The 12503-nt window shown below is 64.3% G+C and carries 10 protein-coding genes and 1 pseudogene; 5 read left to right on the forward strand and 6 right to left on the reverse strand.

Features of this window, described 5'->3' with window-relative positions:
* The 4 genes from BWR18_RS09545 to BWR18_RS09560 all read left to right on the forward strand — a co-directional run bounded on the left by BWR18_RS09545 (position 1) and on the right by BWR18_RS09560 (position 5404).
* Positions 1 to 1002, forward strand: coding sequence for a ligase-associated DNA damage response exonuclease (locus BWR18_RS09545; protein ID WP_076627751.1), 1002 nt, complete (start codon positions 1 to 3; stop codon positions 1000 to 1002).
* Positions 999 to 2591 carry an ATP-dependent DNA ligase gene (locus BWR18_RS09550; RefSeq protein WP_076627752.1) on the forward strand — a complete coding sequence of 531 codons (1593 nt, stop codon included), beginning with the start codon at positions 999 to 1001 and terminating at the stop codon, positions 2589 to 2591. The genes BWR18_RS09545 and BWR18_RS09550 overlap by 4 nt, the downstream gene beginning before the upstream one ends.
* Complete coding sequence (locus BWR18_RS09555) at positions 2584 to 3441, forward strand: amidohydrolase family protein (protein WP_076627753.1); 858 nt, start codon at positions 2584 to 2586, stop codon at positions 3439 to 3441. Before BWR18_RS09550 ends, BWR18_RS09555 begins: the two co-directional genes overlap by 8 nt.
* Before the next feature lie 142 nt (positions 3442 to 3583).
* Positions 3584 to 5404 carry a M3 family oligoendopeptidase gene (locus tag BWR18_RS09560; RefSeq protein ID WP_076627754.1) on the forward strand — a complete coding sequence of 607 codons (1821 nt, stop codon included), beginning with the start codon at positions 3584 to 3586 and terminating at the stop codon, positions 5402 to 5404.
* An 87-nt stretch (positions 5405 to 5491) separates the two neighbouring features.
* Here BWR18_RS09560 and BWR18_RS09565 read toward each other — a convergent pair whose 3' ends face one another.
* The 3 genes from BWR18_RS09565 to BWR18_RS09575 are packed head-to-tail and all read right to left on the reverse strand — an operon-like array spanning position 5492 to position 7664.
* A complete protein-coding gene (locus BWR18_RS09565) occupies positions 5492 to 6337 on the reverse strand; it encodes an alpha/beta fold hydrolase (protein ID WP_076627755.1) in 846 nt (281 codons plus the stop codon).
* Positions 6338 to 6347: 10 nt separating this feature from the next.
* A complete protein-coding gene (locus BWR18_RS09570; protein WP_076630232.1) occupies positions 6348 to 6617 on the reverse strand; it encodes a DksA/TraR family C4-type zinc finger protein in 270 nt (89 codons plus the stop codon).
* A 45-nt stretch (positions 6618 to 6662) separates the two neighbouring features.
* On the reverse strand, positions 6663 to 7664 hold the full coding sequence (locus BWR18_RS09575; protein ID WP_076627756.1) for a Gfo/Idh/MocA family protein: 1002 nt from the start codon (positions 7662 to 7664) through the stop codon (positions 6663 to 6665).
* A gap of 132 nt (positions 7665 to 7796) precedes the next feature.
* On the opposite strand from BWR18_RS09575, the gene BWR18_RS09580 reads away from it, so the two are divergent.
* Complete coding sequence (locus BWR18_RS09580) at positions 7797 to 8972, forward strand: dipeptidase (RefSeq protein WP_076627757.1); 1176 nt, start codon at positions 7797 to 7799, stop codon at positions 8970 to 8972.
* On the opposite strand, the gene BWR18_RS09585 is transcribed toward BWR18_RS09580, so the two are convergent.
* The 3 genes and pseudogenes from BWR18_RS09585 to rpoH form a co-directional block, all read right to left on the reverse strand.
* Positions 8973 to 11063, reverse strand: coding sequence for an SUMF1/EgtB/PvdO family nonheme iron enzyme (locus tag BWR18_RS09585; RefSeq protein WP_076627758.1), 2091 nt, complete (start codon positions 11061 to 11063; stop codon positions 8973 to 8975).
* A complete protein-coding gene (locus BWR18_RS09590; RefSeq protein WP_157598687.1) occupies positions 11063 to 11371 on the reverse strand; it encodes a hypothetical protein in 309 nt (102 codons plus the stop codon). Before BWR18_RS09590 ends, BWR18_RS09585 begins: the two co-directional genes overlap by 1 nt.
* Positions 11372 to 11525: 154 nt before the next feature.
* Positions 11526 to 12421 (reverse strand): annotated as a pseudogene (rpoH, locus tag BWR18_RS09595) (RNA polymerase sigma factor RpoH).
* Positions 12422 to 12503 lie beyond the last annotated feature (82 nt).

Consider the following 12503-nt stretch of genomic DNA (forward strand, 5'->3'; position numbering starts at 1 on the left):
ATGAGCGCGCTGACCTTCACCCCTGCTGGCATCTACTGCGAGGCTGGCGATTTCTACATCGACCCGTGGAAGCCCGTGGACAGGGCGCTGATCACCCATGGCCACGCTGATCACGCGCGCTGGGGGATGGGGTCGTATCTGGCGACCGACGTGGCCGCCCCGGTGATGCGCCACCGGCTGGGCGATGTGTCCATTGACACGGTGCGCTATGGCGAGGCGTTGAGCATCGGCGGCGCCACCGTGTCGTTCCACCCCGCGGGCCACGTGCCCGGCTCTGCCCAGATCCGGGTCGAGGTCGCGGGCGAGGTCTGGGTCGCCTCGGGCGACTACAAGGTTGTCGATGACGGGCTGTCCACCCCCTTTGAGCCGGTCAAATGCCATCACTTCATCACAGAAAGCACCTTTGGCCTGCCCGTGTTTCGCTGGCAGGCGCAGGACGTGATCGCCGCCCAGATCAATGACTGGTGGGCAGGGTGCAAGGCGGCGGGCAAGACGGCCTTTCTGGGCTGCTACGCGCTGGGTAAGGCGCAGCGGCTCATGTCGATGCTGAACCCCGAGATCGGGCCGATCCTGACCCATACGGCCATTGAGAACACCAATGCGGTGATGCGCGCGCAAGGCATCGCGCTGCCCGATACGGTGCAGGCAGGGGCGGACTTCGATCACAAGGCCCATACCGGTGGCCTGGTGCTGGCGCCCCCCTCGGCCTTGGGGTCTGCCTGGGCACGGAAGTTCGGGGCGCAGGAAAACGCCTTTGCCTCTGGCTGGATGGCCTTGCGCGGCATTCGGCGGCGGCGGGCCGGGGATCGCGGCTTTGTCATCTCGGACCATGCGGATTGGTCGGGACTGCTGTCCGCGATCACAGCGACCGAGGCCGAAAACATATACGTTACCCACGGTTACACGGACATCTTCACGCGATATCTGAACGACCAGGGCTGGAACGCCCAGGTCCTGCAAACCGAGTTCGGCGGCGAAGATGCCGAGGATGAAGCGGCATGAAACGCTTTGCGGCCCTCTTCAACGCCATCGACCAGTCCACCAAGACAACCGTCAAGGTCGCGGCTCTCACATCCTATTTCCAGGAGGCCCCGGAAGACGACCGCATCTGGACCATCGCCATCTTTTCCGGCCGCCGCCCCAAACGCGCGGTGACCACGACGCATTTGCGCGAATGGGGGGCCGAGGTGGCGGGCATCCCGCTGTGGCTGTTCGAGGAAGCCTACCCGATCGTCGGCGATCTGGCCGAAACCATCGCGCTGGTCCTGCCCCCGCCGCAGACCGAAACCGATCACGGTTTGTCGTTTTGGATCAAGGCGTTGCAGGGCATTGCCAATGGGCAACACGACGACCGCAAGGCCTTTGTCCTCGATGCTTGGGCGTCGCTCGACCCCACGCAGCGTTTCCTGTTCAACAAGCTGCTGACGGGCGGCTTCCGCATCGGGGTAAGCCAGAAACTGATGACCCGCGCCCTGGCCCGCGCCACCGGCAAGGACGAGGCCGAGATGGCGCACCGCCTGATGGGCGACTGGGACCCGGCCACGACCACATGGGCGCAGTTGGTGGAACAGGACGACCCCGCCGCCAACGCCTCGCGCCCCTATCCGTTCTACCTGGCCTACGCGCTGGAAGGCGCGCCAGAGGATCTGGGCGATCCGGCAGAGTGGCAGGCGGACTGGAAATGGGACGGCATCCGCGGCCAGCTGATCCTGCGCGGCAGCGCGCATTTCGTCTGGTCCCGGGGCGAGGAGTTGATGACCGACCGCTTCCCCGAACTGGCCCGCGCGCGCGACTTCATCCCGCAGGGCACCGTGCTCGATGGCGAGCTGCTGGCCTGGGGCGATGATGCGCCCCAGAACTTCAACGCGCTTCAAAAGCGGATTGGGCGCAAGACGGTGCCGAAAAAGCTGCTGACCGAGGCGCCCGTGATCCTTTATGCCTATGACTTGCTCGAATGGGAGGGCGCGGATATGCGGCAAAAGCCGCTGCAAGACCGTCGCGCAACCCTGGAAATTCTTTGTAAAACCTTGCCGGACGACGCGCCAGTGAAACTCTCGCCCACAGTGCCCTTCGACACGTGGGACGCGCTGGCAGACATCCGCATCACCGCACGCGATGCACAGGCCGAAGGGCTGATGCTGAAACGCAAGGACAGCCCCTACCTGACCGGTCGCAAGAAAGGTGACTGGTGGAAATGGAAGCTTGACCCGCTGACCATTGATGCGGTGATGATCTACGCCCAATCGGGTCACGGACGGCGCGCGAACCTGTTCACCGACTTCACCTTTGCCGTCTGGAAGGGCAACGAGTTGGTGCCGTTTACCAAGGCGTATTCCGGCCTGACGGACGATGAGTTTCGCAAGATCACCACCTGGGTCAAGAAGAACACGCAGCAACGGTTCGGCCCCGTGCGGCAGGTCACGCCGCACCACGTGTTCGAGATCGCATTCGAGGGGATCCAGGCCTCGACCCGCCACAAATCGGGGGTGGCGCTGCGCTTTCCGCGCATGTCACGGTGGCGCCACGACAAACCCGTGTCCGAGGCCAACAGCCTCGACGACCTGAACGAGATGCTGAGCATTTATGGATAGCGCCCCGCCGCCCCCCGCGCCGACCCAACCGAAAACAGAACTGCCCGCAGGCGCATGGGACGCCCATGTGCACCTGTTGGGCGGCCCCAAACATCCCCTCTCGCCCACCCGCGCGCAAAACCCGCCCGATGGGATCGACTTCGACGGTTGGCTTGACCGCTACCGCGCCCATCTGGACGCGCTGGGATGCACGCACAGCTTGATCGTTCACTCCATCCTCTATGGCGCCGACAACACCGTCACGCGCGACGCCGTCCGCGCCATGGGCGAGGGGTTCAAGGGCGTGGGCCTCCTGCCCGACGGGGCAGCAGCCCAAGACATCAAACATTTCGCGGACAACAACATCGTCGCGGTCCGGCTCAACTACGTCCACGGCGGCGTGCTCACCTGGGACGGGGCCAAGGCGATGGCACCCGCGCTGGCCGATCACGGCATGCACATCCAGATGCTTCTGCACGCCGACAAACACATCGAAGAACTGGCGGATGACATCCGCGCCTTGCCCGTCCCGCTTGTCGTCGACCATTGCGGCTGGCCCACGACGCTTGCCGCCAATACCCAAGCCATCGACACACTCTGCGCTCTCGTGGCCGAGGGGCACGCCTATATCAAACTCTCCGCCCCCTACCGGCTCACGGACGACATCACCGAAACTCACCCCGTGATGCGCCGCCTCATCGACGCCAACCCCGACGCCTGCCTCTGGGGCTCGGACTGGCCCCACATCATGCTGAACGGCGCGCAGATGCCACAGGCCGCCACGCTCGCCGACAGCCTGAGCCACATCACCACCGAAGAAGAACGGCAAAAGATCTTCGTCGACACACCGAACCGCCTCTTCATGCCCTGATCCATCTTCATTTCGCCAGATAAACCGCGGGGTCTGGGGCAGAGCCCCAGCCGGTCGCCGCAGCGCGCTGCGGCGAAACCCTTGCCCCCAAGGCCCGCCCCCCATACCTATGGGCGCAACACGTCATCAAAGGTGCTCACACATGTTCCAACTCCCTTTCCCCGTCCGCGACGCCAACGCCAGCACCGGGGATCAACCCTTGGGCAACCTGCCCGAATGGAACCTCGATGACCTTTACACGGGCGAAGATGCGCCCGAGCTGAAACGCGACCTCGACTGGCTCGAAGACGCCTGCAAAAGCTTCGCCGCCGACTATGAAAACAAGCTGGCCGATCTCGACGCCAAGGGCCTGCTCGACTGCATCCAGCGCCAGGAACGGATCAACCAGGTGGCGGGGCGCGTGATGTCCTATGCGGGCCTGCGCTATTACCAGCTGACCACCGATGCGGGCCGGGCCAAATTCATGTCCGACATGCAGGAGAAGATCACCAACTTCACCACGCCGCTGGTGTTCTTCACCCTCGAACTGAACCGCCTCGACGACGGTCACCTGAACGGTCTTCTCGACCAGAACGCCGACCTTGCCCGCTACACGACCGTCTTTGACAAGATCCGGGCGATGAAGCCCTATCAACTCTCTGACGAGATGGAGAAATTCCTGCACGACCTTGGCGTCGTCGGCGACGCGTGGGAGCGTCTGTTCGATGAAACCATTGCGGGCCTCACCTTCGACATCGACGGCGAGGCGCTGAACATCGAGGGCACGCTCAACTTCCTCACCGACCCCGACCGCAAGAAACGCGAAACAGCCGCCCGCGAACTGGCCGAAGTGTTCTCCGGCAATATCAAGACCTTCGCCCGCGTCCACAACACGCAAGCCAAGGAAAAGGAAATTCTGGACCGCTGGCGCGGCATGCCCACCGCGCAGACCGGACGCCATCTGTCGAACCAGGTCGAACCCGAAGTGGTCGAGGCCCTGCGCAACGCCGTCGTGGCCGCCTACCCCAAACTCAGCCACCGCTATTACGAGTTGAAACGCAAATGGCTGGGGCTGGAAAAAATGCAGGTCTGGGACCGCAACGCGCCCCTGCCGATGGAAGACCCCCGCGTCGTGAACTGGGACGAGGCCGAACAGACGGTCATGGACGCCTACAACGCCTTTGACCCGCGCATGGGCGATCTGGCCCAACCGTTCTTTAACAAAGGCTGGATCGACGCGGGCGTGAAACCGGGCAAGGCGCCGGGCGCCTTCGCCCACCCCACGGTGACGGATGTGCACCCCTACGTCATGCTGAACTACCTAGGCAAACCGCGTGACGTGATGACGCTAGCCCATGAGCTTGGCCACGGCGTCCACCAGGTGTTGGCCGCAGGCCAGGGCGAGATGCTGTCCTCCACCCCGCTCACGCTGGCCGAAACCGCCTCGGTCTTCGGCGAAATGCTCACCTTCCGCAAAATGCTCGATGGCGCCAAGGACGACGCCCAGCGCAAGGTCATGCTGGCGGGCAAGGTCGAGGACATGATCAACACCGTCGTGCGCCAGATCGCCTTTTACGACTTTGAATGCAAGCTGCACGAGGCGCGGCGCGGGGGCGAGCTGACGCCCGAAGACATCAACGCCATCTGGATGAGCGTGCAGGGCGAAAGCCTTGGCCCTGCCTTCGAGTTCATGGACGGGTACGAAACCTTCTGGGCCTATATCCCGCACTTCGTCCACTCGCCTTTCTACGTCTACGCCTACGCCTTCGGCGACGGGCTCGTGAACGCGCTCTACTCGGTCTACGAAGAGGGCGCAGAGGGGTTCGAAGACAAGTATTTCGACATGCTCAAGGCGGGCGGTTCCAAACACCACAAGGAATTGCTGGCCCCCTTCGGCCTCGACGCCTCCGACCCGAAATTCTGGGACAAGGGGCTGAGCATGATCTCGGGCTTCATCGACGAACTGGAAGCGATGGAGGATTAGGCACACGCAAGGCGATGGTGCCCGGCGTGCGGCAACGGTTCACCGACCCGGGCGCGGCCAGCGCGCGACGGGGCACCCTGAGCGGCGTCAGGCCCCGGCCAAAAACGCGCGCATCACGCGCTCTGCCCCCTCTGGATCGTCACGGTGCACCCCGTGGCCACAGCCCTCAAACATCTGCAACGTCGCGTTGGCGCCGACAGCCTCGGCCATCTCGCGCGCGCAGATCGGCGGCGTGACCGGATCCACCGCGCCGCCCAGGACCAGCACAGGGCATGTGATGGCCGACAAACCGGCGCGCAGATCCATATCCTTCATCTCGTGTTCAAAGAAATGCACAGCCACCTCGGGCCGCTCGATGGCACGGGCGCGGAACGCCCCGGCATTCGGATCCACCGACTGCGTGTAAAGCGGGAGGCACGTCTCGCCATAGGCGGCATAGATCTCCTCTGACGGGGTCGTAAAAAACTGTTCCGCCAGCGCCGCTGCCGCGTCCCCGCCCAGATGTCGCATCATGTCCATGGTGGCATCCAGCCGGAACCGCGCCGCGGTCGAGGACAGGATGACCTTCGCCGGCCCCTCCGGATGGCGCGCGGCATAGTGCATCGCCACCATCCCGCCAAAGGACTGGCCAAAGACCAGCGGCGCCTCGATCCCAAGCGCCTTGCAAAACGCAGCAATGTCGTCGGCCCATTGGTCCAGGCTCCATGTCTCTTGCGCGCCGCTCGACCGGCCGCAGCCCCGGTGATCCAGATAGATCACCTGATAGGCATCCGAAAACCGGTCGAAATAGGGGCGCAGCGTCGAATGGTCAAAGCCGGGGCCGCCGTGCAGCACCAGCAGCGTGGGCCGCGCCACCATTTCCGCGCCTCGCGGCTCCAACCCCGGTCCAACGACGTCAAAGAATATGCGCGCCGTCTTCAAATCCATAAACATCGGAACGCCCTCACTTCAACTGACTGTCCTTCGACCCGCGCCGGTTGATCCCGCCGCGTGCCTTGAAAGCCGCATCGCGCTCGGCCACGCAGTCGATGCACAGCTTCACCCCCGGCAGCGCCTTGCGCCGCGCCTCGGGGATCGGCTCCTCGCATTCCGCGCAATGGGTCAGGCTCTCGCCCACGGGCGCGCGGCGCGCCTTCATCCGCGCCAACTCATCAGAAATCGACGCCTCGATCTGTTCCGACACCGCGCCGTCCTTGGCCCATCCACCTGCCATCATGCGTCCCTTCTCTGGTTCAAAAAATCCTCCCCGAAGGGCCGGTCAGCCACCCGCACCCCGAGCCTTGGCAAAGACCGCGTCAATCACCGCCTGCGTCCCCCGCGCATCCTCCAGATGCCAGGGATAGGGCGCGCCATTGCGCACGTGGTCACCAAAGGCCTCGACCTGCAGTATATAATGATCGACACCGGGAAACCGTTCCTCCGTCACTGCCGCAGCACCGGCCCGCCCGTGCGCATTGCGCTGCACTTCCAGACGCGCGGTGGCAAAGCGCGCCGGGTTGAAGGGCGCGGTCAACTTGATGATCCCTTCGGAGCCGACGAATGTCATTTCCTGACACGGATGCATCCGCATCGAATTCACCCAATGGGCAGAAAAGGAGGGAAAGCGCGCCGACACGCGGGCCAGCACATCAACCCCATTCTCGAAATCGACGTCCGCATGGGTGATCTCCACCGGCTCCTCGCCGGTCAGCCAGCGGGTGCAGCCATAGGTATAGACCCCGATGTCGGGAATGCCGCCGCCGCCCGTCTCGGGCCGGTTGCGCACGTTGCCGGGCGCGTCCGCGTTGTCATAGCCGAACAGCCCCTCGACATGGATCAGCCGACCGATGGCGCCGTCCTCATAGAGCGCGCGTGCCCGCTGCCACTGCGGATGGTGCACGATCATATAGGCTTCGGTGGCAAAACGTCCCGACGCATCGCGCGCCGCAATGAGCGCGTCGTATTCTCCCGCCGCCATCGCCATGGGCTTTTCGCACAGCACATGCTTGCCCGCCTCAAGTGCTTTCAGCGACCATTCCACATGCAAGTGATTGGGCAGCGGGATGTAGACCGCGTCGATCGCCGGATCCGCCAGCAGCGCGTCATAACCGTCATGCAGCCGCAGCGACGGGCAAAACGCCCGAAAGCCTTCTGCCTTATCCGGCGATGACGTCGCCAGCGCCACGAACTCCGCCCCGCGGGCCGCATGAATGGCAGGCGCCATGTCCTTGCGGGCAAAGGCGCTCGCGCCCAGAATGCCCCACCTGATCGGTTCCACCATGACCACCCTCCTGACGTGAACTGCAACTTTACCGGCTGCCGCACCTGGCACAAGGCGGCTCTTGCCGTATCGTCACGCTGGCCCCCGGAACATTGCCCAGCCTATGCTGACCGAAACAGGCAGGAGAACATCATGCGCTGGATCAAACGCGGCCTTATCGGACTGTCCATCGTGCTGGCGGCCGCCATCGCGGCCTTCCTGACCTTTGCGCCCGGCTATGTGGAACGCGAACGCAACGCCGTGGTGGAGCACGCCCCCTACCCGGTCTCGGATGCTGCGCAATCGCTGCATGACACGCTGGTCGTGGGGGATTGGCACGCCGACAGCCTCTTGTGGAAACGCAGCATCGAACACCGCGCCGACCGCGGCCATGTGGACGTGCCGCGCCTGATCGAAGGGGGCGTCGCGCTACAGGTCTTTTCCGCCGTCACCAAGTCGCCTGCGGGGCAGAACTACGAAGCCAACGCGCCCGACACATTCGACAACATCACACCGCTGGCCATCGGCCAGATGTGGCCGCCCCGCACGTGGGGGTCGCTGGCCGAACGCGCGATCTACCAGGCCGAGCGCCTGCACCGGGTCGCGGCCCGTGTCCCGGACCGGCTGACCGTGATCACCTCGCGGGCGGAGCTTGACGCGCATCTGGCCGCCCGTGCAAAGGGCACCAAGGTGGTCGGCGGTATCCTTGGCATCGAAGGCGCGCACGCTCTCGAAGGGGATATGGCCAATCTCGACCGGCTCGAAGAGGCGGGTCACCGCATCATCGGCCTGCACCACTTTTTCGACAATGAACTGGGCGGGTCGCTGCACGGCACCCGCGATATGGGCCTGACCGACTTCGGGCGCGCCGTCGTGGCCCAGATCGCGGCCCGCGGCATGGTGCTGGACCTTGCGCATTCCAGCCCGGCGGTGGCGCGCGACGTGATCGCGATGACGGACATGCCGCTGATCGTCAGCCATACCGGGCTGCACGGCTTCTGTCCGGTGATCCGCAATTTCGAAGACGACCTGATGCAGGCGGTTGCCGCGACGGGCGGCGTGATCGGGATGGGCTACTGGGGCAGCGTGCTCTGCCGCGACGCCACGCCCGAGGCGATCGCTGCCATGATCGTGCAGGCCATTGACACCGTCGGCGCGGATCACGTGTCACTCGGGTCGGACTTCGATGGTTCGGTGACGACGGCATTTGACACGTCCAAGCTGTCGGCCCTGACCCACGCGCTGCTGGCGGCGGGCCTGGATGAGCCGACGATTGCCAAGGTCATGGGCGGCAACATGGTGCGGGTGCTGCGGGCGCGTCTGAACTGATCACTCGACATCGCGCGCAACGCGGAAACCGATATTGGTCTGACGGCGATTGGCGGGCACGGATTGACGGGTGTGCGGCGATGTATTCTTTACCGGATCGTCGAACGACCCGCCCTTGAGCGTACCGCTTTCGCAGCCCTGCAATTGACGCGGCAGCGATAGGTTGCCCCGCCAGCAATCGGCCACCCATTCCCAGAGGTTGCCGGCCAGATCATGCACACCGTTGGCGTCCGGCCGGTAGGACCCGACAACGGCGACGCCCGGATGGTCGTCTGCGCAGGACGTGTTACGCCAGCTGAACTGCGATGTTGCGTCGCCGAAGTTCCCCAGCGCGCAGACAAACTGTGGGGATATATCGAAGGACGGCCCATCGTTGTCTTGCCCATTCAACAGGCGCACTTGCCGCTCCAGCAGCAGTTCGAACTCGGCTTCGGTGGGCAGGCGATAGTCCGGCCCATCCGTTTGCTCGTTCAGCCAGTCGATATAGCCCATCACATCGGTGCGACTGACACAGGACACAGGGTGGTCGTCGCTCAAATCGCTTCCCTGATTGAAGGCCTGCGCGGTCTTGCGCAGTTTGTCGCCCGCCTGCCAGGCAAAGCAGCTGGCCCCGTCCGAGGTTTTACCATCGACGAAGGCGATCCCGGTATCCTCCGCGTAGGCCCTGAACTGACCTATGGTCGCCTCCGTCTCCGCAATAAAGAACGGCGCGACCTTTGCCGTGATCGAAGGGATCGGATCGTCCACGGGGCGCGGACCATAGGCCATCGTGCCGCCAGGGACACGGATCAGTTCGGGGCAGCTGTCGCAGGCCCGGATGCGGGGTGCCAGCGGCGGTGGCAGCGCCGGGATCGCGGGCTGCGGTCCAGCCTGATCACGATGCTCAAGCACCACAGTGGTTTCGGGCAGGCTGTCCTCTTCCGGCGCATCCCCGTCGCCCTGCGGCTGAACCAGCGAGGCCAGCGCGCTGATGATCGCGCGCCAGGTGAGGTCATCGTCCTGTCCCGTCTCTTCCAATCCCTGATCCCGCTGGAACAGGGTCAACGCCACCTGCGTGCGCAGGTTCAGCACGCCGGTCACGTCGCCAGGGTCGTAGCCCAGGTCGATCAGCGCCTGCTGCACCTCGCCCACCCGATCCGACGTGGGAGGGACCGGCGTCTCGTCATCGGTGGGCGCGAACGCTGCCGGGATGGGAAAAAAGAACGCCCCATCCGACCCGGTCAGGTCGCGGATCTGCGGCGTGATCGAACGCTGCCAGCCAAAGCGGAGACGCAGGCGGGTCACCTCCTGACCCAGATATGATTTCAACTCGCCCACGGACACAAGGTTGTCCTTGCCCAGCGCGTTCGCGGCGTCGGCGGCCCCGCGCAGCCCAGCCAGCAGCGCGTGGGTAAAGACCGAACCGCCCAGCTGGTCGACCGCAATGGTCTGTTCGTCCGCGCGCCCCGCCGTGATCACATGGCGGGCCGGGCCGCCCAGCTGGGCGCGGGTGATGTCGGCCAGATCCGATTGCGGCGCCGATCCCACCAGCCCGGAAAAACAGCTGTCCATCAGATACAGCACCTGGCGGGCCGGGATATAGCTGTCCCAATCGGCAATGTCGTCCATCGACACCATGGTCGAAAACCGGCCCTTGCGGCTGGATTTCACGGGCAGGAAGCCGCGCGCGCCCGCATCCTGGCCCAGCGTCTCGCCATGGCCCGACCAGTAGAACAGGAACCGGTCATCGGGGCCGACCAGCTGGCGAAAATCATCCAGCATCAGCTCTTCCAGCCGGTCCTTGGTCACCTTGTCGCCGGTCAGGATATGGACATGGTCAAAGCCCGCCTCGTCCACCAGATAGTCCCGCATGCGCAGCGGGTCCTGCGCGGTGGGCAGATCGTTGAAGTCGTCAAAGTCACTGATGCCGACGATCAGCGCATAGCTTTTTTGCAGATCGCGAAACCCCGCGCGCGTCAAAAGGCGCTCGGTCACGGTGCGGTCGTCGGGCCGGATGTATGCTTCGTCAAGCCCGCCGCCTGTGTCCGCCCAAACTGTGTCCGCCCAAAGCGGCGCGGCCAGTACCAGCACACCAAGGGCCAGCCGCCACATCACTCCGTCTCGGCCGCCCGGCGCTTCTGCTCCAGCTCCAGCTCTTTGGCTGCGACCTCAAGCTGCGCCTTGCGGTAGTCCGTCCACTTGCCCAACAACCCAAAGACGGCAGCCCCAAGGGTGGTCACGGCCCCCGCCACAGCGGTGATGGCAGCCACGAGGTCACTGCTGTCGTCCGGCCCCTGCGGCACGACGCCCGGATCGGCCGCCCCGGTGCGCAGCACCTCTCCGGTATCAGAACCCAGCACGTAGACCAATAACGCCAGCCCGATGATGCCAAGCACGGCAATCACACTCCATCGCTTCAAAATCATGGCATCCCGCCCTTAGATCAACGATTTCAAACAATAACGGCAGCTTACCGTAAGTTGCACCATTCGCAAAGCGCGGTAAACGGACAGGCGAAACAACAAACGCCCCACCGAGGACGGCGGGGCGTGATCGCTGGTCTGTTCAGGTGGCTTAGGCCGGGGTCATCAACCCTTTGGCCTTGGCGATCTCGCGCATCTTCTTTTGCAACTTCTCGAACGCGCGGACCTCGATCTGGCGGATGCGCTCACGGCTCACACCGTATTCGGTCGACAGATCCTCTAGCGTAACGGGCGCATCGGCCAGACGGCGCTGGGTCAGGATGTCCTTTTCCCGGTCGTTCAGCACATCCAGCGCCTCGGCCAGCATCTCGCGGCGCACTTCCAGCTCGTCGCGAGCCTCGTAATCGCCCGCCTGGTCGGCGCTCTCGTCCTCCAGCCAGTCCTGCCACTGCATCGCCCCCTCGCCTTCGGAGCCGACCGTCGCATTCAGCGACGCATCCCCCCCGACAGACGGCGGTTCATGCTGATCACCTCGGCCTCGGTCACGCCCAGATCGGTTGCAATCTGCTTGACGTTTTCGGGGCGCAAATCGCCTTCTTCCAGCGCGCCGATCTTGGCCTTGGCCTTGCGCAGGTTGAAAAACAGTTTCTTCTGGGCGGATGTCGTGCCCAGCTTCACCAGGCTCCACGACCGCAGAATGTATTCCTGGATCGACGCGCGGATCCACCACATCGCATAGGTGGCCAGACGAAAGCCCTTTTCCGGATCAAAGCGTTTGACGGCCTGCATCAGGCCCACATTGGCCTCGGAAATGACTTCGGCCTGCGGCAGACCATAGCCGCGATAGCCCATGGCGATCTTGGCCGCGAGGCGCAGGTGGCTCGTCACCATCTTGTGCGCGGCCCCCGTGTCCTCTTTTTCGACCCAGGCCTTGGCGAGCATGTACTCCTCTTCCGGCTCGAGCAGCGGGAACTTGCGGATTTCCTGCATGTAGCGGTTCAGTCCGCCCTCAGGTGTCGGTGCGGGAAGATTTGCATAATTGGCCATAATGTCCCTCCTGTGCCCAGTCATGTTTACGGGCTTAACATCTCATATGGGACGGCATACCCCCGCATACAAGAGGCGGGCG

It is taken from the genome of Tateyamaria omphalii (assembly GCF_001969365.1).
GTDB lineage: Bacteria > Pseudomonadota > Alphaproteobacteria > Rhodobacterales > Rhodobacteraceae > Tateyamaria > Tateyamaria omphalii_A.